The sequence below is a fragment of the Acinetobacter sp. CIP 64.2 genome (genome assembly GCF_000369645.1).
Classification (GTDB): Bacteria; Pseudomonadota; Gammaproteobacteria; order Pseudomonadales; family Moraxellaceae; genus Acinetobacter.
In genome coordinates this window covers 323435-347689 of record NZ_KB850122.1, presented here as the reverse complement: position 1 = coordinate 347689, position 24255 = coordinate 323435, and the positions used below count along the sequence as shown (strand labels likewise).

Annotated in this window: 23 protein-coding genes; 6 read left to right on the top strand and 17 right to left on the bottom strand. The window is 42.8% G+C overall.

All coding sequences use genetic code 11. From position 1 onward, the window contains the following. Positions 1-5: 5 nt before the first annotated feature. The gene (gene pobR, locus F895_RS09450; protein WP_005241357.1) at positions 6-821 is read left to right on the top strand and encodes an IclR family transcriptional regulator PobR; all 816 of its coding nucleotides are present in this window, start codon (positions 6-8) and stop codon (positions 819-821) included. A gap of 54 nt (positions 822-875) precedes the next feature. Here pobR and F895_RS09455 read toward each other — a convergent pair whose 3' ends face one another. The 13 genes from F895_RS09455 to paaA all read right to left on the bottom strand — a co-directional run bounded on the left by F895_RS09455 (position 876) and on the right by paaA (position 13467). Further along, entirely contained in the window at positions 876-2330 is a 1455-nt protein-coding gene (locus tag F895_RS09455) for a benzaldehyde dehydrogenase (RefSeq protein ID WP_005241355.1), read from the bottom strand. A 215-nt stretch (positions 2331-2545) separates the two neighbouring features. Continuing rightward, positions 2546-3148 carry a carbonic anhydrase gene (locus F895_RS09460; RefSeq protein ID WP_005241353.1) on the bottom strand — a complete coding sequence of 201 codons (603 nt, stop codon included), beginning with the start codon at positions 3146-3148 and terminating at the stop codon, positions 2546-2548. Continuing rightward, a complete protein-coding gene (paaX, locus tag F895_RS09465) occupies positions 3135-4094 on the bottom strand; it encodes a phenylacetic acid degradation operon negative regulatory protein PaaX (RefSeq protein ID WP_005241344.1) in 960 nt (319 codons plus the stop codon). The genes F895_RS09460 and paaX overlap by 14 nt, the downstream gene beginning before the upstream one ends. 62 nt (positions 4095-4156) lie before the next feature. Beyond that, complete coding sequence (paaK, locus tag F895_RS09470) at positions 4157-5446, bottom strand: phenylacetate--CoA ligase PaaK (RefSeq protein ID WP_005241342.1); 1290 nt, start codon at positions 5444-5446, stop codon at positions 4157-4159. Between the two features lie 47 nt (positions 5447-5493). Beyond that, a complete protein-coding gene (gene pcaF / locus F895_RS09475; protein ID WP_005241340.1) occupies positions 5494-6705 on the bottom strand; it encodes a 3-oxoadipyl-CoA thiolase in 1212 nt (403 codons plus the stop codon). A gap of 12 nt (positions 6706-6717) precedes the next feature. Next, positions 6718-8256: a 3-hydroxyacyl-CoA dehydrogenase gene (locus tag F895_RS09480; RefSeq protein ID WP_005241338.1), complete on the bottom strand. Its 1539-nt coding sequence runs from the start codon at positions 8254-8256 to the stop codon at positions 6718-6720. Positions 8257-8258: 2 nt separating this feature from the next. After that, positions 8259-9050 (bottom strand): 2-(1,2-epoxy-1,2-dihydrophenyl)acetyl-CoA isomerase PaaG, encoded by a 792-nt coding sequence (gene paaG / locus F895_RS09485; RefSeq protein ID WP_005241336.1) that lies wholly within the window; start codon positions 9048-9050, stop codon positions 8259-8261. After that, entirely contained in the window at positions 9050-9823 is a 774-nt protein-coding gene (locus tag F895_RS09490) for an enoyl-CoA hydratase-related protein (RefSeq protein WP_010589750.1), read from the bottom strand. The genes paaG and F895_RS09490 overlap by 1 nt, the downstream gene beginning before the upstream one ends. 10 nt (positions 9824-9833) lie before the next feature. Continuing rightward, positions 9834-10895, bottom strand: coding sequence for a 2Fe-2S iron-sulfur cluster-binding protein (locus F895_RS09495; protein ID WP_005241333.1), 1062 nt, complete (start codon positions 10893-10895; stop codon positions 9834-9836). Positions 10896-10918: 23 nt separating this feature from the next. Next, positions 10919-11419 (bottom strand): 1,2-phenylacetyl-CoA epoxidase subunit PaaD, encoded by a 501-nt coding sequence (paaD, locus tag F895_RS09500; protein ID WP_005241332.1) that lies wholly within the window; start codon positions 11417-11419, stop codon positions 10919-10921. A 16-nt stretch (positions 11420-11435) separates the two neighbouring features. Continuing rightward, positions 11436-12191, bottom strand: coding sequence for a 1,2-phenylacetyl-CoA epoxidase subunit PaaC (paaC, locus tag F895_RS09505; protein WP_005241331.1), 756 nt, complete (start codon positions 12189-12191; stop codon positions 11436-11438). 12 nt (positions 12192-12203) lie between these two features. Beyond that, positions 12204-12494, bottom strand: coding sequence for a 1,2-phenylacetyl-CoA epoxidase subunit PaaB (paaB, locus tag F895_RS09510; protein ID WP_004807366.1), 291 nt, complete (start codon positions 12492-12494; stop codon positions 12204-12206). Between the two features lie 34 nt (positions 12495-12528). Beyond that, on the bottom strand, positions 12529-13467 hold the full coding sequence (paaA, locus tag F895_RS09515; RefSeq protein WP_005241330.1) for a 1,2-phenylacetyl-CoA epoxidase subunit PaaA: 939 nt from the start codon (positions 13465-13467) through the stop codon (positions 12529-12531). A gap of 265 nt (positions 13468-13732) precedes the next feature. Between paaA and paaZ the strand changes: the two genes are divergently transcribed. The 4 genes from paaZ (at position 13733) to F895_RS09535 (ending at position 18986) form a co-directional block, all read left to right on the top strand. Then, a complete protein-coding gene (gene paaZ, locus F895_RS09520; protein ID WP_005241329.1) occupies positions 13733-15835 on the top strand; it encodes a phenylacetic acid degradation bifunctional protein PaaZ in 2103 nt (700 codons plus the stop codon). 88 nt (positions 15836-15923) lie between these two features. After that, complete coding sequence (locus tag F895_RS09525) at positions 15924-16214, top strand: DUF1330 domain-containing protein (RefSeq protein WP_005241328.1); 291 nt, start codon at positions 15924-15926, stop codon at positions 16212-16214. A gap of 270 nt (positions 16215-16484) precedes the next feature. Beyond that, entirely contained in the window at positions 16485-17771 is a 1287-nt protein-coding gene (locus tag F895_RS09530) for an acyl-CoA dehydrogenase family protein (RefSeq protein ID WP_171057822.1), read from the top strand. Between the two features lie 15 nt (positions 17772-17786). Next, positions 17787-18986, top strand: coding sequence for an acyl-CoA dehydrogenase family protein (locus F895_RS09535; RefSeq protein ID WP_005241325.1), 1200 nt, complete (start codon positions 17787-17789; stop codon positions 18984-18986). A 70-nt stretch (positions 18987-19056) separates the two neighbouring features. Here the strand turns inward: F895_RS09535 and gorA are convergent, their stop codons facing one another. Together gorA and F895_RS09545 are read right to left on the bottom strand one after the other, a co-directional pair. Further along, on the bottom strand, positions 19057-20409 hold the full coding sequence (gorA, locus tag F895_RS09540) for a glutathione-disulfide reductase (RefSeq protein ID WP_005241323.1): 1353 nt from the start codon (positions 20407-20409) through the stop codon (positions 19057-19059). A 158-nt stretch (positions 20410-20567) separates the two neighbouring features. Next, the gene (locus F895_RS09545; protein ID WP_005241322.1) at positions 20568-21812 is read right to left on the bottom strand and encodes an alkane 1-monooxygenase; all 1245 of its coding nucleotides are present in this window, start codon (positions 21810-21812) and stop codon (positions 20568-20570) included. 189 nt (positions 21813-22001) lie between these two features. On the opposite strand from F895_RS09545, the gene F895_RS09550 reads away from it, so the two are divergent. After that, a complete protein-coding gene (locus F895_RS09550; protein ID WP_026040130.1) occupies positions 22002-22931 on the top strand; it encodes an AraC family transcriptional regulator in 930 nt (309 codons plus the stop codon). 47 nt (positions 22932-22978) lie between these two features. On the opposite strand, the gene lpxA is transcribed toward F895_RS09550, so the two are convergent. Both lpxA and fabZ read right to left on the bottom strand, forming a co-directional pair. Further along, a complete protein-coding gene (gene lpxA, locus F895_RS09555; RefSeq protein WP_005241319.1) occupies positions 22979-23767 on the bottom strand; it encodes an acyl-ACP--UDP-N-acetylglucosamine O-acyltransferase in 789 nt (262 codons plus the stop codon). Continuing rightward, positions 23764-24249, bottom strand: a complete 486-nt coding sequence (gene fabZ, locus F895_RS09560; protein WP_004653316.1) for a 3-hydroxyacyl-ACP dehydratase FabZ — start codon at positions 24247-24249, stop codon at positions 23764-23766. The genes lpxA and fabZ overlap by 4 nt, the downstream gene beginning before the upstream one ends. Between the last annotated feature and the right edge of the window lie 6 nt (positions 24250-24255).

Sequence of the window (24255 nt, the reverse complement as noted above, 5' to 3'; positions counted from 1 at the left end):
GAAGTATGGTGAAGGTTGATGCTGTGTTAGAGCACCCCAATTCACATGAATGTATACGTCAGGAAGACTATATTGCAGGTTTAGCCAAAGGTCTGACCTTACTGGAAGCTTTTGGCGTTGATCGACAACGTTTGAATGTCACTCAAGTGGCTGAACGGACGGGGATCAGTCGCACTGCAGCACGGCGTTATCTTAAAACTTTGAAATACTTAGGCTATTTAGATACAGATGAACATTATTTCTGGCTCACCCACCGTGTATTACGGTTCTCAAGTTCCTACTTAAGCTCAGCCCATCTACCTAAAATTGCCCAATCCTTCCTGAATCTTTTATCTGCACAAACCACATTAACCTTTTCATTAGTGGTTCTAGATGATAACGAGGTCGTCCCGATTGCTCGTAGCTATTTACCTCAACAGGATAATCTGCGTGTCAGTCCTTATGGTATGCATTTGGGCAATCGCTTACCTGCACATGCAACCTCAACAGGCAAAGTATTATTAGCAGCGTTATCTGAACAAGCTCAACGGGATTGGGTAAAAACGTTTGCTTTAAGACGTTTAACCCCTTTTACAATAACCGACGAAATCAAGTTTTTTGAAATACTGAAAGCAATATCACAAGCAGATTACTGCCTATCCAAAGAAGAACACGAACTTGGTGTAATCGCGATTGCTGTGCCCGTGATTGATGCACAAGGAAAAGCGATTGCCGCTCTAAACTGCATGTCACAGACCAATCGTGTACAAGAGGATTATTTAGTCCAGCAGATTTTGCCGCTACTGCGCAACACCGCCAATGAACTTCGCAATGTGATTTAAAAGGATTTGTCCCTAACGCTTTAGGGACAAATCAGAAGAAATTTTCAAGATTGCTTAGAATGGATAATGGGACGCTTGTGCCTGAATGGTCATCCATTGCCATTGGGTAAACTCATCCGCATTCGCAGGTCCACCAATCCGTGTGCCATTGCCTGAGGCTCCAAAGCCACCAAAGGGATTCACTGTTTCATCATTTACGGTTTGATCATTGATATGCAATAACCCGACATTCAGTTTTTGACCAAGCTGCATGCCACGCCCAACACTGGCGGTAATAATCCCAGCTGAAAGCCCATAATCTCCATCATTTGCAAGTTCAATAGCCTGTTCATCCGTGCTAAAAGGAATCAGAACAGCAACAGGACCGAAAATTTCCTCAGAAAAAATTGGATTGTCCTGTTTTACCTCAGCTAAGACCGTTGGCTCAAAAAACACACCATTGGCTTGTCCACCAACTTCCAGTTTTGCCCCATGTGCTATTGCTTCATTGACCAACTGCTCAACCCGTTGTGATTGCTTGGCATTAATCAAAGGGCCAATCGTGACATCTGCATTTAATGGATTACCCACTACAAAATTTTTGACCTTTTCAATCACACGTTGTTTGACTTGCGGATAGATCTTTTCCTGAATCAGGATTTTTCCAGAAGTCATACAAATTTGACCTGAATGCAAAAAAGCCCCCCACGCGATATTTTCTGCTGCAAGCTCAATATCGGCGTCATCCAGAATAATCAGTGAGTTTTTGCCACCTAACTCAAGCGATACTTTTTTCAGTGTTTTAGCCGCATTTGCACCCACAATACGACCTACATGGGTTGAACCGGTAAATTGAATACTGGCAATATTTTTATCCAAGGTCAGTGCTTCACCGACTTCAGCACCACCCGGCAATACATGTAGCAGTCCTTGTGGTAAACCAGCCAATTCAAAAATACGGGCAATTGCATAACCGCTACAGACTGCAGTGCGTTCATCAGGTTTCAAGACCACCGCATTTCCAAGCGCTAAGGCTGGCGCAACTGCACGTAGTGCAAGATACAACGGAAAATTAAACGGTGAAATTACACCGACTACACCCAAAGGAACTCGCTTGGCCAAACTCAATTTACCTGCAGCTGTTGGCAGTAATGTGCCCTGATCGGTTGCGGGTAAAGCGATACAATGTTTGAGTACTTGAAGAGCAATGTTCACTTCAAAACCAGCTTTCAACTGTAGCGAACCACTTTCTTTCACCAACCATTCAATAATTTCAGCCTGATGTTCAGTTAAAATCTGCACAGCACGCTCAAATACCGCCTGACGTTCTTGATAACTGAGCGCCCACCATTGCTTTTGTGCAATCTTGGCTTGCTGAGCCGCCTCGACCACATCGGATGCATCGGCATAACCAATCTGCCCTAAGGACTCACCTGTCGCAACTTCAACCACTTGATAACCGTTTTTGGCGGATTGCCATATACCACGAAATAATTTTTGATCCCAAATTTCTTTTGTTAAAATAGACATCATTAACCTCGTTGTATTTCCTTAAATAAACTATTCACTTTTAGGCCGATTTATATTCAAAAATGTAGTGAAAAATGCTTGCCTGTATTTTTCTGACTAAAAAAGTAGAAAAATTTACACTCCATCATCAACTAATATTTAAAAACAAACTGTTGCTTTTTGATGTCTTGTTATCACTGAGGTTTAAAACAAATTGATCAGCTTAAAGGTTCAATTTATGCTGTTGTTGGTTTAATCTGATGATCGGACTGAAAATCTTGATAGGTCTTACGTTCAGGTGAATTTTCCACTAAAGGCAGCACTTCTGTCATACTGTTTAAGCAACGCTGCGCCAAATGAATATATTCTTGCGTTCCTTTGATTTTCCATGCGCGTTCTTGTTCTGTTAAATCTCGCACAACTTTTGCAGGGCTTCCGATTGCCAGTACATTGGCAGGAATCACATCTTTGGTTTTGACCAAACTGTTTGCACCAATAATGGTATTTTCACCAATCTCGGCATCATCCAGAATCACACTATTCATGCCAATCAACACATTTTTACCAATACGGCATCCATGTAAAGTGACAGCATGACCAATATGTCCCATTTCTTCAATCAGCGTGATACTTTGTGGAAAACCATGAATGATACAGTTGTCCTGTACATTGGCATTCTGCTTGATATGGATACGACCAAAATCAGCACGCAATGAAGCAAATGGCCCAATATAAACCCCAGCTTCAATGACCACATCACCAATTAAAACCGCAGTGGGATGAACAAATGCGCTGGGATGAACCACAGGGATCACCCCATCAATGCTATAACAAGGCATGACTCAGTCTCTCATTGGTCTGGGTTAAACCGCCAAAGCGACGCCAAAAATGTGCAGTCGCATTCGGCATTGGTCCTTCTGATGTTGCAGCGACTGACAGGAAATAGTTATCCGCTGCTTCAAATACTTTCTTATAAATATTCATGGATAATGTACGGGCATTCACTGCTGGCCAGTCCGCCGATAATAGTTCCAATGGCAACGCAGGATCTTTGAGTAAAATCCGACGATAATAATGAATCAATAAGGTCCGAATCTGAAAAGCTTGTATCGGTTCAATCGTTTCATCTTCCTGCATCAAAATTGCGCCAATATCCCTAAACCGATCCAGAAATTGGAGATAGCGTTGACGCAGCTCATCAATCGGCCAATTGGCTTCTAGCATACGGCTAATCGTATCAGTTGAGTTATTAAACAGTTGTAAAGTTTCGGCCTTAAACACCACCACCTGTTCACTCATATTGAGGTCAACCAACAGCTTTTGTAGTTGTAGACGATTCGAACCTGGATACGCCATCAGATTGGTGGAAATATTGGCAAAGCCCAACCATTCCAGTTCTTTCTTTAAAAAAGCCTTATTGTCGGTGTCCAGACTCGACATCAGGATCAAATCCCAAGAATGATCCCATTCTTTCATTTGATCATTATAAATCCGCTGCTCTGCCTGTAAGTATTTTGAACGACTGGCATCGGTAATGCGATAAAAACTGGTTCTGCCAATTTTATCTGAACCGAGCCAATCACTTTTAACCAAACGAAAAACCGAGGTTCGTACAGCACGATCATTAAAATCAAACAGTTCCATTAACTGGATCAAACTGGCAAGACTGATATTTCCGCCTCGATGCAACACTGAATCACCAAAAATGGTCGAAATCAATGAGGTCCCACTTAAGGGTTCATTCTGAATAATTGAATCAATAATTTGCTGTAACTTTGCACTCATACGTTTATCTTGGCATTTAGATTCAGGGTATAGAGGATACTATACCCTGAATGATCATAATGTTAAGCAATCTGACGCATATCAATGACGCGTTTTGCTTTACCCTCACTCCGCGGTAAGGTCAATTCATTGACCACTTCCACCGTGACTGAAATCCCAATCATGGTTTTAATCCGCTGCATCAACTGCTGAGCCAATTGCTGCGCCTGCTTGTCACAGTTATGGCACATTTCGGTACGGATATGCAAAGTATCCATATGCCCTTTCTTTGCCACCAGAATTTCATAATTCGGTACCAGACTCGGCACTTGTAAAATCTGTTCTTCGATCTGAGTCGGGAATACATTGACACCGCGAATAATCAACATGTCATCACTACGCCCTACAATTTTATCCATACGGCGCATGGCAAGATTCTGACCTGCCAATAAACGGGTTAAATCGCGAGTACGATAGCGGATAATCGGCAAACCTTCTTTGGTAATGGTGGTGAAGACCAACTCACCCAATTCACCATCTTTACACACTTCACCCGTTTCAGGATGAATGATCTCAGGATAGAAGTGATCCTCCCAAATCGTCAGTCCTTCACCTTCATTCAGACATTGCATGGCAACGCCCGGCCCCATAATCTCCGATAAGCCATAAATATCCAATGCTTTGATATTTAAACGCTCTTCGATTTCACGGCGTAACTCATTGGTCCAAGGCTCAGCACCAAAAATACCAACTTTTAACGAGGTATTACGCGCACTGCCGAATTGTTGCTCCAGTTTTTCAATAATGCTGACGCAATACGATGGCGTCACCATAATCGCTGTCGGTTTAAAGTCCTGAATCAGTTGCACCTGTTTCTCCGTCTGCCCACCTGACATTGGAATCACGGTTGCACCTAAGCGTTCAGCGCCATAATGTGCGCCTAAACCGCCTGTAAACAGACCATAACCATAGGCGACCTGAATCATATCTTTGGCACTTAGACCTGCCATACGCAAGCAACGCGCTACGATATCCGACCATGTATGGATATCTTTTTGGGTATAGCCAACGACGGTTGGTTTCCCTGTGGTGCCTGAAGAAGCATGCAAACGAACAATCTGCTCTTGTGGCACTGCAAACATGCCGAATGGATAATTGTCACGTAAATCCTGTTTGGTGGTAAATGGAAACTTGGCCAGATCATCCAAGTTAACGAAATCATCAGGATGCACACCAGCATCGTCAAACTTTTTCTTATAGACAGGGCTATTGGCATAAACATATGTCAAGGTGTCTTTTAAGCGTTTGGTTTGCAGCGCTCGTAACTCCGCAAGCGTCATTTTTTCTACATCTTCTGTTATCAGGCTATCCACTGCCATCTCTCCTATGTCGTTATATTATTCGAACCGTTTCAATTACTTTAAGCTAAATTTTCTAAGATCAGGGCAACACCTTGTCCTACACCCACACACATGGTACACAGTGCATATTTTCCTTGGCGTCTTTTCAATTCTCGGGTCGCAGTCATCACCAAACGCGTCCCACTCATCCCCAATGGATGGCCCAATGCAATTGCACCACCATTCGGGTTGACTCGTGCATCATCATCCTTAAGACCTAATTCGCGCATACAGGCCAATGATTGCGCAGCAAAAGCTTCGTTTAGCTCAATCACATCCATTTGATCTAAGCTGAGGCCCGTTTGTTTCAACAATTTCTGTACCGCAGGCACAGGACCTATGCCCATATATTTCGGTTCAACCCCAGCACTGGCTATCGCTACCACGCGCGCCAAAGGTGTTAAACCATATGTATCTGCAAACTGACGATTGGTCAGCAAAACACACGCTGAGCCATCATTGACACCCGATGCATTGCCCGCAGTCACCGAACCACCTTCTTTACGGAATGGTGCTTTCAGTTTCGCCAAGCTGTCTAGACTGGTATCCACACGCGGATGCTCATCCTGTGAAAAGACAGTGATATTCTTTTTACGATCAGTCAGTTCGACGGGTAAAATTTCCCCCTTAAAAAAGCCTGCTTGTTGTGCCTCAGCCACTTTTTGTTGACTACGAATAGCAAACGCATCCTGATCCTGCCGGCTAATCTGGTATTTCTCAGCCACATTCTCAGCTGTTTCAGGCATGCTGTCAGTGCCATAGTCTGCTTTCATCTTTTTATTGATGAAACGCCAGCCAATGGTCGTATCAAATATTTCAGGGCTACGACCAAATGCTTCGGTTGGCTTGGCCTGTACAAAAGGCGCCCGACTCATCGACTCGACCCCTCCTGCCAATACAAATTGTGATTCACCCGATTTAATCGAACGTGCCGCCAATCCGACAGCATCTAAACCAGATGCACATAAACGGTTCACCGTCATTGCAGGAACTGCCTCAGGTAAACCCGCCAATAAGGTTGCCATACGTGCCACATTACGGTTATCTTCGCCCGCTTGATTGGCACAGCCCAAATAGACTTCATCTAAATCTTGCCAAGGTAGATGCGCATGTTTTTCTTTTAAATGTTTGATTGGCAATGCCGCAAGATCATCAGTACGCACCGAACTCAATGACCCTGCATAACGTCCAATTGGGGTACGAATAAAATCACAAATTAAAACGTCTTCCATGATCGCTCCTGCTTATGCACATTCTGTTAAAGTTTTTGAATGGTCGGTAGTTACACTTTGCTGCTTTGCCACGTATTGCTTGAGATAAAGACTTGCACGATATTTTTCTTCGCCATAGATGGCATATAAATTGTTTAACGTTGCCAAGACATATTCAGCACCCAATTGCATCATCCATTGATACGGCCCTTTAGGATAATTGACGCCATAGCGCATGGCATTATCAATATCTTCCATACTGGCAATCCCATGCAGACTGGCTTCACAGGCTTCATTGATCAATAAAACAATGGTACGTAAAGTTAACAGTGCGGGATGGTCTGTAACCCAGATCACATACATCTGATATTGAGCAAAAAACGCTTCGATTTTTGCCAGATCATCGGCTTGGCAAAGATGATTATGGCTCAGTACTATGGCTTGCGCTTGCGCGAAATCATGGTGCCAATCCATCAACACCGTTTTTCGACTTAAATACTGTAAATTGGCTGATTCACCCTGGCTTAGACGTAGATCAATATCATCAATTTGAATGATATTTTCATTGCTTGCTAAAGCACGACTTAAGCCTAGACGTTCTAATAAATGCGGACATTGAGCCCATGTACCTTTAACTTGAACATCAGCATGAAAGGATTGAGTGACATTGGTTTGAGGCTGAAAAGTCAGATACTGATTTTTTTCATCGTAGTGATAGAAACCTTGTTTTGACTTACGCCCCCACGTACCAGCATCAACCAACTCTTTCTGAATCAAACTTGGACGATAACGCGGCTCATAAAAGAACGCTTCATACACACTTTGAGTCACGGAAAAATTGACATCTTGCCCAATCAAATCCGTTAATTCACACGGCCCCATCGCAAAACCACCGCATTGCTTTAAGGCATAATCCAGTTGGTCATAGGTCGTCACTTGCTCTTGTAGTGCACGAAACGCTTCTGCATAAAATGGGCGAGCAATCCGATTGACAATAAATCCTGGGGTCGATTTGGTCAGTACTGGGATTTTATGCCAAGCCAGCATCAAACTTTTTAAAGACTGACATAGGTCGATTGGCGTTTTTAAACCTTGCACAATTTCGACCAGTTTCATCACGGGGGCTGGATTAAAGAAATGTAAGCCTACCATGCGTTCAGGATGTGAAATCCCTGCTGCAATTGCCGTCACCGAAATTGAAGAGGTATTGCTAGCAAAAATAGTGTGATCACGACAAATCTCTGCAAGCTGTTGAAATAAAGACTGCTTCACTTCAAGTTTCTCGACCACCGCTTCAATCACCAACTCGACATCTGCTAAATCTTCTATACGATCAGCAATGGTCAAACGTGAAAGTGCTTGTTCAGCCTGTTTATCTATTATCTTGCCTTTTTCAACCAGTTTAGCAAAGGTCTGACGTAACCCTTCAACAGCCTTTTTGGTCTTTTCACGATCGAGATCGTAGAGAACAGTCGAATGCCCATTGACCATCGCCAATTGGGCAATGCCGATTCCCATAGTGCCCGAGCCAATCACGGCGATTTTGGCATGAGACAAATCCAGATTATTCATGCTTAACGCCCCTGAAAGTTTGGCTCGCGCTTATTCATAAAGGCTTGGACGCCTTCGCGATAATCTTCCGAACGCCCAGCAATACGCTGAAAATCTCGTTCTAAATGCATCTGTTCATCAAAACTATGATTACTGGATTGATGAATGGCCTTTTTAATCAGTGACAGACCAAAAGTAGGTTGTTTGGCTAAACGTTCTGCCAGTTCAGTAACCTTGCTTTTCAATTCACTATCTTCAGCTACATCCCAGATCATGCCCCATTCTTTAGCCGTTTCCGCAGGCAATTTATCACCCAGCAACGCGAGCCCCATAGCACGCGCATGGCCTACAGCACGTGGTAAGAACCAAGTTCCACCGGAGTCAGGAACCAAGCCTAAACGACAAAATGCTTGTACAAAATTGGCAGATTTCGCGGCAATCACTAGATCACAGGCCAAGGCAATATTGGCACCGGCCCCTGCAGCTACACCATTTACCGCACAAATCACGGGCTTCGGCATATTCACAATGCTTCTAATCAACGGGTTATAGTAGGTTTCAATCGAGTAACCTAAATCAGGTGCTGCAGCATTTGGATCAACCACTCGATCGCCTAAATCTTGCCCTGCGCAGAAACCACGACCTTCGCCGCTGATCACGATGCAGCGAACCTCTGGTTTTTTTGCCCAAAGATTCAAAACCTCAGCCACCTCACGGTGCATGTCCACGTTAAAGCTATTCAATGCTTGTGGACGATTGAAGGTTAAATACCCCACACCATTTTTTTCTTCCACGATAATATTTTTATAGTCCATCACTCACCTCTAAAGATTGGTTTTCTTTTTTCAAAGAATGCATTAATGCCTTCGTTTCGATCTTTGGTTGCTGCCAACCAGACAAAATTTTGTCGTTCTGATTTCAGTCCCTGACTTAAGGTGGTCTCATGAATACTTTTGATCGATTGTTTGATCACCCCAATTGCCAAAGGCGCTTGATTGGCAATCTGGCTTGCCAGTTGAATGGCATATTCCACCGTGAGTACAGTCGGCACCACTTCACTACAGATGCCATACTGCTGCGCTTGTTTAGCTGAGATCATTTCACCTGTCATTGCCCAGCGCATGGTGAGTTGCTGCCCCACCAGACGTGCAAGACGTTGGGTACCACCCGCACCAGGTAACATGCCTAGACCAATTTCGGGCAAGGCAAATTTGGTATTGTCACCACAAATCACCATGTCCGAATGCAACACCAGCTCAAAGCCTGCACCCAAGGCATAACCATTCACTGCTGCAATGATGGGTTTGGTGAAACTGTCGATCTTCTGCCATAACTTTGGGCGAATATCGAGCTGTAAAGCCACTGCATCCATTTCTGCCAATTCACTCAGATCTGCGCCTGCAGCAAAACAATTACGATTGCCCGTTAACACAACCACTTTGACTTGAGGATCGTGTTCAGCGTGTTCTAGCAAATCACATAAACACTGTAAGGTGGCGTTGTTCAAAGCATTGCGTTTTTCTGGACGGTTTAAGCTCAGCAGCATGACACCCTCAAGCGGTGTTTCTACCTGAATCAATGTTTGCATCGCTGTTTCTCTACTCATCAAAGCTCAAACGCACATTCGCGCCTTTCGGTAAAGTCTGGCAGCTCAGTACATAACCTTTTTCCACTTCATCGTCTTCAAGGCTATAATTCAGGAACATATCCACTTCACCTGAAAGTACCTTGCAGCGACAGGTTGCGCATACGCCACCTTTACAGGCATAAGGCAAATCTGCACCTGCACGTAATGCAGCATCGAGAATACTTTCGTCCTCTTGTCCAACCGCAACAATTAGTTCTCGTCCATCTAGCACGATGTTGACTTTTTCTTCCTGACGATGGGCATCGGCTTCCGCTGGACGTTTACGGATATGACCTGTGTTAAAACGTTCGGTATGAATCTTATCTTTGGTCACACCATACATAGGAAAGAGCCTTTCAACGGTGTCCATCATTTCATCAGGGCCACAGGCAAACACATGGTCAAAGTCTGACTCTAATACGTCATGTTCAAATAACTGTTTGAGCTTGTTCTCATCAATACGACCATTCAATAACTCACTGTCATTGAATTCACGTGAGAAAATATTGATCAGTTGAAAACGCTCTTTAAACTGGTCTTTTAAATCCATAATCTGCTCGGAAAACATAGTCTGTTTCCACGAACGATTGCCATATAACAAGGTAAAATTTGCCGACTCTTGCTCAAATAGCACCTGTTTAATGATGGAAAGAATTGGGGTAATTCCACTGCCCGCAGCAATACCCAAATAGGACTGACCACCTGTGCGTGCTGCCTTCTGAAAAAACGCCCCTTGTGGCGGCATCACTTCCAGTACATCACCCACTTTTAAATACTCATTGGCCCAATTGGAAAATTGGCCCTGCTCAATCTTTTTGACTGCAATGCTGATGTCTTCTTTTGGCGCATAACTACAGATTGAATAGCAACGGCGAATTTCCCCTGCTTCGGTTAAATGGCGAATCGTCAGATGCTGGCCGGGTTGAAATTGAAACTGCTGCTGTAGTTCAGGCACGAGATCAAAGGCAATGCAAATCGCCTGATCGGTCTGTGGTGTAATTGTTTTTACTTTTAATGGAATAAATTGACTCATGGCTGATTTCCTTATCCAAGACTTTAAATACATTTAAAATAATCAAAGGGTTCAAGGCAGTCCCGACATTTGTACAGTGCTTTGCAAGCGGTCGAACTAAACTCGGTTAACAATCGGGTTTTCCGGCTCTTGCAGTGTGGACAGACCACGCCATCACTGAGATGTACATGTGTTCCGCATAGCTGAGCAGTCCCTTCGGGTGGTGCAATCCCATAGGCTTGCAGCTTCTGTTTACCTGCATCCGACATCCAGTCCGTGGTCCAAGCTTCTGATAAATCAATCATGACTTTTGCAGGGGTCAAGTCTTCTGCCGCCAAGGCTTCGACTATCTGTGCTTTTAATAAGTCAGTGGCTGGACAACCACTATAGGTTGGGGTCAATCGAACAATAATTTCTTGCTGTTTATTCAACTCCACACCACGAATCATGCCCAAATCCACCACCGACAGCACTGGAATCTCTGGATCACTGACCTTTTGTAAAACATCCCAACATTGGTCAATACAATGACGAATCATCTGCATGCTGACGCTCCTTGTGCTACCAAGTCATCTCAGGGTAACTGCGTTGCAGGGATTGCATTTCAGCCAACAGATAACCCAGATGTTCAGTATGCAAACCTTGTTTGGCCCCACGACGGTAGGCACCATTTACAGGAACGCTGAGTTCAAAACGCTTCAGTTCGGCAGCTACGACCTGATCCCATTTTGCTTTTTCGCTGGATAAATCAGGAAGGATACCTTGCTCAACCAATGTTTGTTCTTCTGCGGTCAATTCGAACAGTTCCGCACTAAAACGCCACAAATTGTCTAATGCCTGTTGTACACGTTGATGTGCTTCTGCTGTGCTGAGGCTTAAACGCTCCATCCAGCTGGTGGAAAAACGAATGTGATACTTGGCTTCTTTTAAAGATTTCACCGCCAATGCAGCGACTTCTGGCATTGCGGATTGAGTTAAAGCGTTTAATAGCAACACATGGTAATGATCGATCAGCCATTGGCGTACGATGGTTTGTGCAAAATCACCATTCGGCTGTTCACATAGCAATAAATTAAAAAATTCACGTTCGTTGCGGAAATAAGCCAATTGGTCTTCATCACGTTTTTCAGCTTCGTATTGGCCTGCCAAGGTCAAAAAATTTCGAGATTGACCCAGTAAATCCAGACCGATATTGGCCAAAGCAATATCAATTTCCAGCTCTGGCGCATGACCGCACCATTCAGCCAAACGTTGCGCCAATACCAGTTGGCTATCACCGATATGTAATAAAAATTTAGATAAAGCGATATTGGTCATTTTCATCCTCCCTTACATGTGCTCAATGCCATCAGGGATGTGATAAAAGGTGGGATGTCGATAAACTTTGTCCAGTGCAGGTTCAAAAAACTCGGCTTTTTCATCTGGCTGCGAAGATTTAATCAGTTCTGAACGCACCACCCAGATGCTGATGCCTTCATTGCGGCGGGTATACACATCACGCGCATGCTGCAACGCAATCTCGTCATCTGGTGCTCTTAAACTACCGACATGACGGTGACTTAAACCCTGCTTACTCCGCACGAACACTTCGTAAAGTGACCAGTTGTTGTTATTTTCCATTGCGATATCCTTAAATTTTTCCATCAATTCTGTTTTAAGCGACTTTACCGACTTGGTTTTGCTGTTTTTTGGCGTAGATAACGGCTGCATCACGCACCCACTTGCCATTTTCCCAAGCCTTGCGGCGTGCTTCGATCCGTTCATGATTACAAGGGCCACGACCCGCAATCACCTCATTAAATTCTTGCCAGTCAATCTCGCCATAGCTGTAATGACCAGTTTCCTCATTCCATTTCAAATCCGCATCAGGCACGGTCAAGCCAAGCTGTAAGATTTGCGGTACGGTGTTATCGACAAATTTTTGACGTAACTCATCATTACTAAAGCGCTTGATTCCCCATGCCATGCTTTGCGCACTATTCGGTGAGTGATCATCACTTGGGCCAAACATCATCAATGCAGGCCACCAGAAACGGTTCACCGCATCTTGCGCCATTTGTTTTTGTTCTGCTGAACCCGCCGCCAATGCCATCATGGCTTCAAAACCTTGACGCTGATGGAAACTTTCCTCTTTACAAATCCGCACCATGGCACGTGCATAAGGGCCATAAGAGGTACGACATAAGGCCACCTGATTGACAATTGCAGCGCCATCGACCAACCAACCAATTGCCGCGACATCGGCCCAACTGATAGTTGGATAATTGAAGATGGAGGAATATTTCATTTTTCCATCAATCAATTTTTCCATCATCTCATCACGATCTGCACCCAAGGTTTCAGCTGCACTGTAAAGATAAAGACCGTGCCCTGCCTCATCCTGAACTTTTGCCAATAACACGGCTTTACGTTTCAAGGTCGGTGCACGGGTAATCCAGTTGCCTTCTGGGAGCATACCGACAATTTCTGAATGACCATGTTGCCCAATCTGACGAATCAAAGTTTTGCGATACGCCTCAGGCATTTCATCTTTGGCTTCAATGGTGATGTCATTGGCTATGTTATGCTCAAATTTCTGATACTTATTTTCCATTGTAGATTCCCTTGAGAATTCCATCCATGAACCTATTTTTCGATACACAAAAAACAAAGTCAATTAATATTTTTGTATCAAATTGAAATCAATCAGCAAATCGAATTTAAGTTACTGTATTTAATAATTTTAATAAAATAAATAAAAATTAAATTAAGCTCTATAAATAAATTATGGTTGACTTTATGCTCAATCGATATGAAATTATGAATCATATTTTAAATATTTCTATAATTGATGTATCACATAAAAATGGAGTTTGATTATGCTTGAACAAGCACAACATGTAGAAACGGCACAGGACACTGAATACCAAAACCCAACTCAACAGCTGCCACAACTGCCTTCTTATGTTTATGGAACATGGCATTCAAGCCATGAAGAACGACGTACCGTTGTACATGCCATTACTGGCGAACCGATCTATAGCGTCAGCAGTCATGGCATCGACATGCATCAAGCCGTGCGATATGCCAAACAGCATGGTACTGAGCTGGCAAACTGGACCTTTCATCAACGTGCCAATGCTTTAAAACAAATTGCCCAGCAGCTACTGGAGCAGAAAGAACAGTTTTATACGTTTGCCTACGCCACTGGTGCAACACGAAAAGATGCTTGGATTGATATTGAGGGTGGCATCCAAACCTTATTTGCCTATTCAAGTCTGGTACGCCGAGAACTCAATGACGAAAAAATTATCACTGAAGATAGCTGGATTCAGCTCTCTAAAAACGGCACTTTTGGCGCCAAGCATATTCTGAGTCCTAAAGCTGGTGTCGCAGTACATATCAATGCCTTTAACTTCCCGATTTGGGGCATGCTGGAAAAAATTGCGCCGACGCTATTGGCTGGTGTGCCTTGTATCGTCAAACCCGCCACTGATGGTGCTCAACTGACTCAAGCCGTAGTGGAGTCAATTATTGCGACTGGCATCCTACCGAAAGGTTCTCTACAACTGATTTGCGGACAAATTGATGATCTTTTTGATCACTTAGGCCCACAAGACTGTGTCACCTTTACAGGTTCAGCCTCTACAGGACAAAAGCTTCGCAATCATCCTCACTTGAACCAATATTCAATTCCATTCAGTATGGAAGCAGATTCGGTAAACAGTGCAATTCTCAGCCCATCGGCAAATGAAGCAACTATTGATTTATTTGTACGAGAAGTCTTCCTTGAAATGACCACCAAAGCAGGACAAAAATGTACTGCCATTCGCCGTGCCTTTGTACCACAAGCATTACTTGAACAAGTCCAACAAAAACTCAGTGCTAAACTGGAAAAAGTCGTCGTAGGTGATCCACAAAAACAAGACACCACCATGGGCGCGTTGGCCAGCCCTAAACAAAAACTGGATGTAGCTGCGAAAGTTGCTGAACTGGCGAAAGAAGCCAAAATTGTTTTTGGGGGCGAGACAACTTTCAAAATCAATGCTGACCATCCTGAGAAAGGTGCATTCTTCCCACCGACCTTGTTATTGTGTGAGCAACCACTACAGGCAAGCTTGGTACATACCACTGAAGCTTTTGGCCCTGTGTGTACCTTGATGCCGTATCAATCAATCGAGGAACTTACCGATCTTGTGGCGCGTGGTGAAGGCAGTCTGGTGGCCTCTGTGGTAAAAAATAGTGATGAGAATATCGAACTGATCATTCAAAAAATTGCGCCATGGCATGGTCGTGTACACATTCTGGATGAAGAATCTGCCAAAGAAAGTACGGGACATGGCTCTCCACTGCCTCATCTTGTTCATGGCGGCCCTGGGCGTGCTGGTGGCGGTGAAGAACTGGGCGGCATTCGTGCGGTAAAACACTATATGCAACGGACGGCGATTCAAGGTTCACCGAACAGCCTCACTCAAGTGACGCATTCATGGACCGTAGGTTCAAACATCAAGCAAGACCGCGTCCATCCTTTTAAAAAGGATTTTGATGAACTGGTCATTGGTGAGCGTTTATTGACTGCACGTCGTACCGTAACTGAAGCCGATATTGTCAATTTTGCCTGCCTCAGTGGCGACTATTTCTATGCGCATACCGATAAAATCGCGGCAGCAGATTCCTTTTTTGGTGAGCGTGTGGCACATGGCTATTTCATTGTTTCAGCAGCAGCAGGTTTATTTGTCGATGCCGCTCAAGGCCCTGTGATTGCCAACTATGGAATGGATAATTTACGTTTTGTTGAGCCTGTCAAAATCGGTGATTCTATTCGGGTTGAATTGACCTGCAAACAGAAAACCCCTAAACCACAAAAAGATCCATCTCAACCTGAACATGGTGTTGTGGTTTGGGATATCAAGGTTAAAAATCAGCGAGATGAATTGGTCGCAACCTATGATATTTTAACTTTGGTTGCCCGTGCAGCTTAAACTAAGTACCTTGATGGATAGCATTGCATATCCATCAACCACCTTCAAAATATGCTGTGTTAAAAATAAATTCAATTCAGGAAAATCCATGAGTGCCTATATCATTCTTATTCGTAAACAATTAAAAAACCAAGATGAAATGAAGACCTACACCACTTTGGCACGTCAAGCGAGTCAAGGTTTTGATGCTGAACCGATTGTGTTTTATGGTCAGTCCATTGCATTGGAAAATATTGAAAGCGACGGGGTAGCCATCATTAAATTTAGTAATATGCAGGAAGCACAAAATTGGTATCACAGTGATGCCTATCAACAGGCCAAAAAGCATCGTGATTTAGCAGGTGAATATATGGTGATTCTGACCGAAGGATTAAGCTAATAGTGGAGACCCCAAAATGGCAGAATGACCTCACTAAACAATAAACAGATTAAGCCGAGCGCTGGCCTCTGTCATTTTGGTCAATTTTTAAAAAAATAATTTTCTCTATATTTTATTTAATAATTAAAAAACAACAAGATAAAAAACAGTAAAGTGCTATTTCACCCTTTATCTTTCTCCAATCTGCATGTCAAACAAGACATAGTTTTTTGATCAGGAGCATGTCAGCATAAATTTACAACCATCCTCTAGGATAAAATCATGTCGAATATGATGAATAAGGCTCAAGGTCTTGGGCTATCTTTGATCACCAAACTCGCAGGAAGCGAAATGCTTGATCAACTCAAATTAAGAAAATTTGTAGAGAAATCATTATATCAAGGTTCAAAAACTGGCTTTAAAGTACTTAATAAAACACAAAAAGCATTTAAGCCACAACCCATCGATAAACAGCGTCTCCCAAACCAGACCAACAAAAATCTGTTTGATCTCAGTCTGACGGAAGAACAGCAAATGACGGTTGACGCCATGTCACAATTTGCTGAAGAAGTGCTCTACACATTGGCACATGATGCAGATCATCATGCTCAATTTCCTGAAGAACTGTGGCAACATTTGGTTGATTTGGGGCTCAACTATTATGCGTTGCCAGAAGCATTGGGTGGTGTGGCAGCAGAACAGAATATTGTCAGCAATATCCTGATTGCGGAAAGCTTGGCTAAGGGTGATTTCAGTCTGACCGCAGGTTTACTCAGTACTTTCAGTGTGATTAATGCCATAACACGTTGGGGTTCAACTCAAGTGCAATCGATGTACTTACCTGTGTTTGCAGAAGATACTGATGTTACGGCGACATTTGCCTTTCAGGAGGCGACCCCTGCTTTTAATCCCTATCAGTTAAAAACCTCGGCAACAGAAGCCAATGGGCAGTTCTATATCACGGGTGAAAAGAGCTTGGTGGTTTTGGGAGACACCGCAGATGTCTTCCTCGTCAGTGCAGAATTCAACGGCAAGCCTGATATTTTTGTGGTGCAATCCAATGAAACGATCTCGATCAAAGCCAATCCAGCAATGGGTCTGAAAGCCACGGAAACAGCGACTCTTCAATTTAATCAAACGCCAGCCTTACGTTTAGGCGATGCTGACTTTGACTACACTGCCTTTGTCGATCTAGGTAATTTGATGTGGTGTGCGATGGCGGTCGGAACCTGTGAAGCAATCAAAGCCTACTGTATCAAATATGCCAATGAACGTACTGCCTTCGGAGAACCCATTTCTCATCGTCAAAGTGTTGCATTCATGATTGCAGATATGGCGATTGAAATTGATGCGATGCGTATGTTGGTTCTTAACGCAGCAAGTTTGGCAGAAGCGGGCAAACCCTTTCATCGTGAGGCCTATCTTGCTCGCCTGCTTTGCGCTGAGAAATCAATGAAAATGGGGACAGATGGCGTTCAGATTCTTGGCGGTCATGGCTTTACCAAAGAACATCCTGTTGAGCGCTGGTATCGTGACCTTCGTGCAACTGCAATCTTGCATTCTGGCTTACATGCTTAATTTTGGAGAACAATAATGAATTTACAAAATCCGAAAAAATTCAAAATGCTGATTGATCAGGCACACGAAACTGCACTCAATGTACTCCGTCCAATTTCACGTAAATACGATAAAGCTGAACATGCCTATCCTAAGGAACTGGATATGCTGGCGGCGCTACTGGATGGAATGAATGAAAGTGGCGAAGGTGTTGGTGCTGCAAATGCCAGTAAACGTGGAACAGTCAATCTGGATGCCGTTGTAAACGGCGGCAATATGTCTGCGGCACTCGGCATCATTGAAATGTGTTATGGCGATACTGGTCTCTTACTGAGTATGCCTCGCCAAGGTCTGGGCAACTCTGCGATTGCAGCAGTGGCCAATGATGAACAGCTAGAACGCTTCAAAGGCACTTGGGCAGCCATGGCAATTACCGAGCCAGGTTGTGGTTCAGACTCTGCTGCGATTCGCACCACAGCAACCAAAGATGGTGATGATTACATCCTGAATGGCGAGAAAATCTTTGTCACTTCAGGTGAACGTGCAGACTCGGTCGTGGTCTGGGCAACCTTGGATAAAAAATTAGGTCGTGCTGCGATCAAGTCTTTTGTAGTACCGAAAGGCACAGCAGGCATGAAAGTTGAACGGCTTGAGCATAAACTTGGGATTAAAGCCTCAGATACCGCAGTAATCAGCTTTATCGACTGTCGTGTGCCCGCTGCCAATTTGCTGGGTAATCCTGAAATTGATGTGGCTAAAGGCTTTGCAGGTGTAATGGAAACCTTTGATAATACCCGCCCGCTAGTCGCAGCCATGGCAGTTGGTTGTGCCAAAGCATCCTTAGAACGCATCAAAGAGATTTTCAAAGATCAACTTGATCCAGACTACACCACACCCTACTTACAAACCTCGAATTTAGCTGCACAAATCTATCGTATGGAGGCTGAGTGGGAAGCTGCACGATTATTAATGATTAAAGCAACCTGGATGGCAGACAATAAAAAGCCGAACTCGAAAGAAGCTTCGATTGCCAAAGCCAAAGCGGGTCGTGTCGGCAATGAGATCACCCTCAAATGTGTCGAACTGGCGGCAAGTGTCGGCTATGCTGAAGATGAATTATTGGAAAAATGGGCGCGTGACTCCAAAATTCTGGATATTTTTGAAGGTACGCAACAGATTCAGCAATTGATCATTGCTCGCCGTGAATTGGGTAAATCATCCAGTGAACTAAAATAATCTTGAATCGGCAATAACCTAAAAAGGACGTTGTCATAACGTCCTTTTTTATTGAGTGCTTGATCCAATCCTATCTCATCGTTACAAATTCTTCTGCGGAAGTTGGGTGAATGGCAACCGTATTATCAAAATCTTGCTTGGTTGCACCCATTTTCAAAGCCACCGCAAAACCTTGCAGGATCTCATCCATACCAAAACCAATGCCATGAATACCCACAATTTTCTCATTCTCCCCCACACAAACCAATTTCATTTTAGTTGGTTGGCGATGTTGTGTAATCGCACTATACATGGCTGTAAACGAGGAGTTGTAGACTTTAACCGCTTGCTGACCATATTGTTCAATGGCTTCTTGCTCAGTGATCCCCACCGTTCCAATCGGTGGATGGCTAAACACTACCGTTGGAATATTTTCGTAATCTAAATGTTCTTCAGGCTTATGATTAAAGAGTCGTTCAGACAATCGACGCCCAGCAGCGACGGCTACAGGTGTCAGTTCCATTTTCCCCGTAATATCCCCAACAGCATAGACACCTTTTTGTGAGGTATTCTGGAATTTATCCACTTGGATATAACCACGCTCATCCAACTGAACATTAGCTTTGTCCAAATTTAAACTCGCCGTATTGGGTTCTCGACCCGTTGCCCAAATTAAACAATCTACAGTATGACTTTCGCCATTTTCTAAATGCAGTACGACTGAACCATCAACATTTCTGGTGACTTTCTTAGGAACTGCCTGGGTATGCACAGTGATACCATCGGTTCGCATCACCTCCACCAGAGTTTCACTCAAGAAGGAATCAAAACGCCGCACCGGTAAATCTTTACGGATAAATAAACCGACCTGAGAACCTAAGGCATTTAATACCCCTGCCAGTTCAACCGCAATATAACCTGAACCTATCACGGCTGTGATTTTAGGTAATGCTTTTAATTCAAAGAAACCATTTGAATCAATCCCGTGTTCAACCCCCTCAATATCAGGCAATGAGGGCTGTGTGCCAGTCGCAATCAAAATATGGTCTGCTGTGAGTTGTTCTCCATTCACTTCAATGGTATGAGCATCAATAAAATGTGCTGCACCATGAATGAGATCTACTTTATTCTTACTTAGGCTATTTTGATAGGATTGATGAATGCGCTCAATATAGGCTTGACGATTATCGATGAGTGTTTGCCATTCGAAAGATTCAACTTTGCTGTTAAAACCATAATCGGGGCCGTATTTTTGAATCGACTCCGCCACATGTGCGGCATACCACATCACTTTTTTCGGCACACAGCCAACATTGACACAGGTTCCACCGATTTCAGCTTTTTCGATCAACGCAGACTTTTTACCATACATGGCAGCACGATTGACTGATGCAATACCACCGCTTCCAGCACCAATCGCAATATAATCATAATGTTTTGTCATCTTTGCCTCATAAATCGCTTATAAGATTATTCTTAGGTTATACATAGATATACAGCAAGAAAATGCAAAATCCGTAGTTGGTTAAAGTTTTAATACAAGAAAATAAAAAGGCACTGAAGATGAATCTTCAGTGCCTTGCTTTCGGTAAGCTTTTTTGATTATTCAGTAATCACAGCTTCAACCTGAACTTGTTGCAAAGATTGATCGACCACACCAAATTTCTTAAATAGTTTGGCACGACGTTTTGGATAAATATTGGCTTTATTCAAATCACCTTTATAGTGATCAAAGACTCGCTTATCCATCATTTTTGACCATAATGGTGGAATTAATGCAGGTAACAACATACTTGCATAACCGCTTGGTAATTCAGGCGCCTCATCAAAATGACGTAATGCTTGGAAAGGACGGGTTGGATAAGCATGATGGTCTGAGTGACGCTGCAACTGATACAAGAATAAGTTAGTCACAATATTATTATTGTTCCAGCTATGTTCTGGCATGGTTCGCTCATACTTACCATTCTTATCCTTCTGGCGTTTCAAACCATAGTGCTCGATATAGTTAATAATCTCAAATAAGCTAATGCCATAGAAAGCTTGAGTCGCTAAATAAGGAATAACCCCCTTACCAAACAAACCGACCATCGATGCATGAAAAGCAGCACTCATGCTCCAACCTTGCAAGAGTTCATTTTCAGTTGACCAGAATTCTTTACCTTTACGTTTTAAACGATTGGTTTCAATCTCAATGGCTGACTTGAATGAACCAATCACGGTACGTGGCCAAAACTCATAGAATGTTTCACCCATTTGTGAAGATGCAGGATCTTCGGGTGTTGCAGCACGTTTATGGTGGCCATAAGGATGTTCAATTCGGAAATGATTATAGCCTGTTGGTACTAGCGCTAAATGCGACAGAATATGGTCAATACGATCATGTTTATGACTCAGTTCATGTGCTGTATTGATCGCAATCCCGTTGACTGCTCCCATTGAGATACCCAATAAGATTTTGTCTAAAAATGATGTTTCTTTACGGCTAGTTAAATAACAGGCATAGACATTGGCGGCATATTGTAAGGGGATAAAGCTTTTCACCAGACGGGAATAATAAGGGTCTTTTTCCAACAGTCGAATATCTTCATCTGTTGGATTATTGGCATCTTTCCCAATAATCGTATCAATTGTTGGAATCACAATATGTAAAACGATTGGTCCACCTAAAGCAAAGAGTTTTTTCAATGGCCGTGGTGCAAATTGATAACCTGCTAAAATACCAATCCCGATTACAGGTAAAGCTGGGCTAATAGCCCATAAATAACGTTTACGATCCAACTCAGTTTTTGACTTTGGAATGCTTACTGGCGTAAGTTCTTGTTCAACATTTACTGGCGCATTCATCATCGAATCCATGTCTTTGTATATATGAGTATATTTTGAGGAATTATGAAATTCATGACAGTTGCAAGCGTCCAAAAAAGCTATGTCAAAGTCTTTGGCATCATCCTCCCTGTTTTTGTCCTAAAAACACATATTGAGTTATTGGCGTAGCTCACTATAATTTAAATGAATACCCCATTTAAAAATCATATGGATGCTTTAAGTAAAATATTTGCTGATATACATTTAAATCACACTGAATATATCTACTTGAAAACTCAAGGAGAATGGAGTTTTTTCTGCCAAGATCAAACTGCGTTAATTGTTCACATTGTTCTAGTTGGTTCTGTTTTTATTCAAATTGACGCACAAAATAGTTTAACTGCACATGCTGGTGAAATTGTGGTTATTCCATCAGGGAAAGCACATACAGGTGCAGATAATGCGATTACCAAACTGGTTGATGCCGTCGATATTTCAAAGTTTTTCCATGGCCACAAAGAAGAAGCGATTGAATTTGGAACACATTCATCTAAGAAAAACTTAATTTTAACTGTTCGTTGTCAAATTGATACCATAATGGCACGTCCATTTATTCAGGCATTACCGCAATTAATTCATCTTCAACATGGTGATACCAATGCGCCAGAATGGTTACAAATCGGTCTACACTTTCTTGCTTTAGAGACCCAAAATATTCAAGCAGGCCGAGATATTATTATCGATCATCTCGTGAATATTCTATTAATCAAATGCATTCGGGATCATATCCAACAAATTTCAACTCAGCATGGCTGGCTCAGTGCTTTAAACCATCCCGAACTCAGTAATAGTCTGGCGGCGATTCACAACCACCCTGAAGAAGCCTGGACAGTCGAGCTACTTGCTGAACAATGTTGTATGTCACGTTCAAAGTTTGCCAGCCTATTCCACGAAGTGATTGGCGAATCTCCACTAGCCTATTTACAACAGCATCGTATGCGCTTGGCAAGTCAATATTTGCGTAAAAGTAACTATTCGATTCAGCAAATTGCCAATAAAGTTGGCTATTCATCTGAAACTGCTTTTAGTCAGGCATTTAAACGTACATTTGATGTGTCCCCAAAACAATATCGGCAGCAATTTATTGAAGCAAACTAGGCCCGTAAAAAAAGACACCGTAGTGTCTTTTTTATTATTACAATCACTTAACGCACAATACCACGTGTCGATTGCTCTAATGAGTCAATAAACAATTGCGCCTCAGGCGTCTTCACTAAAATTTCGTCACGAATCTGCTTGATCGCCTGCTCAGTTGTCAAACCAGATTTATAAATCAGTTTATAAGCTTCTCTTAAACCTTGGATTGTATCGCGAGACCAGCCTTTACGGCGCATGCCTTCAATATTCATCCCGTATGCGCGTGCTGGATTTCCAGACGCCATGACATAAGCTGGAACATCTTTAAGAATCAAAGCAGCTCCACCAATCATGCTATAAGAATCGATCTTACAGAACTGATGAATACCAGCGTTACCACCAACAATCACATGATCACCGACATGTACATGTCCAGCAATACCGACATTATTGGCAAAAATGTTATGGTTCCCTATCACACAATCATGTGCAATATGTGTATTCACCATCAATAGGTTATGGCTTCCAATCTTGGTAACACCATGATCCTGAGCTGTTCCACGATGTAAGGTACAATGCTCGCGAATCTTGTTATTATCACCAATCTCTAACCATGTTTCTTCGCCTTGATATTTTAAATCTTGGCAAATTTCCCCAATACTTGAGAACTGGAAAAGATCATTATTTTTACCAATTCTGGTAAAACCACCAATAACAACATGTGAATGTAACTTAGTACCAGAGTCAATACTTACATTTGGACCCACAATACAATACGGACCAATTTGTACATCAGATGCGATTTCTGCAGACGGGTCAATAATTGCTGTAGGATGTATTAAATTTTGACTACTCATGTCTGCTCAATTTTCTGGTGGGAAATAATAATCTCTGCTGTCGCGGCAACCTTACCATCGACACTAGCGGTGCAATTGTACTTGTAAATGCCACGTTTTTGCATTACAAGCTCAGATTTTAAGATAAGCTGGTCTCCTGCAACGACCTGTTTCTTAAATCTGATTTTTTCTGCACCTGCAAACAAGAACAACGAACCTGCTTTTGGCTTTTGATTAGTTAAGACAAAACCCAATATACCCGAAACTTGTGCTAAAGCTTCAATAATGAGTACACCTGGCATGATTGGATAAGTCGGGAAATGCCCTTGTAAAAACTCTTCATTAATCGAAACGTTTTTATAACCAACAATACTGTTCTCGGTTACTTCTGTAACGCGGTCGACTAATAAAAATGGATAACGATGGGGTAAATATTCACGAATCGTAAGAATATCCATCGGTAATTCAGGCATTGTAAATGCTGGAGAAGTAGACTCAGTCATAATAAA

Bases quoted from the DNA above. Each gene is read 5' to 3' on its own strand.
- pobR (WP_005241357.1), top strand. From the start codon at position 6: ATGGTGAAGGTTGATGCTGTGTTAGAGCACCCCAATTCACATGAATGT.
- F895_RS09455 (WP_005241355.1), bottom strand. From the start codon at position 2,330: ATGTCTATTTTAACAAAAGAAATTTGGGATCAAAAATTATTTCGTGGT.
- F895_RS09460 (WP_005241353.1), bottom strand. From the start codon at position 3,148: ATGCCTTGTTATAGCATTGATGGGGTGATCCCTGTGGTTCATCCCAGC.
- paaX (WP_005241344.1), bottom strand. From the start codon at position 4,094: ATGAGTGCAAAGTTACAGCAAATTATTGATTCAATTATTCAGAATGAA.
- pcaF (WP_005241340.1), bottom strand. From the start codon at position 6,705: ATGGAAGACGTTTTAATTTGTGATTTTATTCGTACCCCAATTGGACGT.
- F895_RS09480 (WP_005241338.1), bottom strand. From the start codon at position 8,256: ATGAATAATCTGGATTTGTCTCATGCCAAAATCGCCGTGATTGGCTCG.
- paaG (WP_005241336.1), bottom strand. From the start codon at position 9,050: ATGGACTATAAAAATATTATCGTGGAAGAAAAAAATGGTGTGGGGTAT.
- F895_RS09490 (WP_010589750.1), bottom strand. From the start codon at position 9,823: ATGCAAACATTGATTCAGGTAGAAACACCGCTTGAGGGTGTCATGCTG.
- F895_RS09495 (WP_005241333.1), bottom strand. From the start codon at position 10,895: ATGAGTCAATTTATTCCATTAAAAGTAAAAACAATTACACCACAGACC.
- paaD (WP_005241332.1), bottom strand. From the start codon at position 11,419: ATGCAGATGATTCGTCATTGTATTGACCAATGTTGGGATGTTTTACAA.
- paaC (WP_005241331.1), bottom strand. From the start codon at position 12,191: ATGACCAATATCGCTTTATCTAAATTTTTATTACATATCGGTGATAGC.
- paaB (WP_004807366.1), bottom strand. From the start codon at position 12,494: ATGGAAAATAACAACAACTGGTCACTTTACGAAGTGTTCGTGCGGAGT.
- paaA (WP_005241330.1), bottom strand. From the start codon at position 13,467: ATGGAAAATAAGTATCAGAAATTTGAGCATAACATAGCCAATGACATC.
- paaZ (WP_005241329.1), top strand. From the start codon at position 13,733: ATGCTTGAACAAGCACAACATGTAGAAACGGCACAGGACACTGAATAC.
- F895_RS09525 (WP_005241328.1), top strand. From the start codon at position 15,924: ATGAGTGCCTATATCATTCTTATTCGTAAACAATTAAAAAACCAAGAT.
- F895_RS09530 (WP_171057822.1), top strand. From the start codon at position 16,485: ATGATGAATAAGGCTCAAGGTCTTGGGCTATCTTTGATCACCAAACTC.
- F895_RS09535 (WP_005241325.1), top strand. From the start codon at position 17,787: ATGAATTTACAAAATCCGAAAAAATTCAAAATGCTGATTGATCAGGCA.
- gorA (WP_005241323.1), bottom strand. From the start codon at position 20,409: ATGACAAAACATTATGATTATATTGCGATTGGTGCTGGAAGCGGTGGT.
- F895_RS09545 (WP_005241322.1), bottom strand. From the start codon at position 21,812: ATGAATGCGCCAGTAAATGTTGAACAAGAACTTACGCCAGTAAGCATT.
- F895_RS09550 (WP_026040130.1), top strand. From the start codon at position 22,002: ATGGATGCTTTAAGTAAAATATTTGCTGATATACATTTAAATCACACT.
- lpxA (WP_005241319.1), bottom strand. From the start codon at position 23,767: ATGAGTAGTCAAAATTTAATACATCCTACAGCAATTATTGACCCGTCT.
- fabZ (WP_004653316.1), bottom strand. From the start codon at position 24,249: ATGACTGAGTCTACTTCTCCAGCATTTACAATGCCTGAATTACCGATG.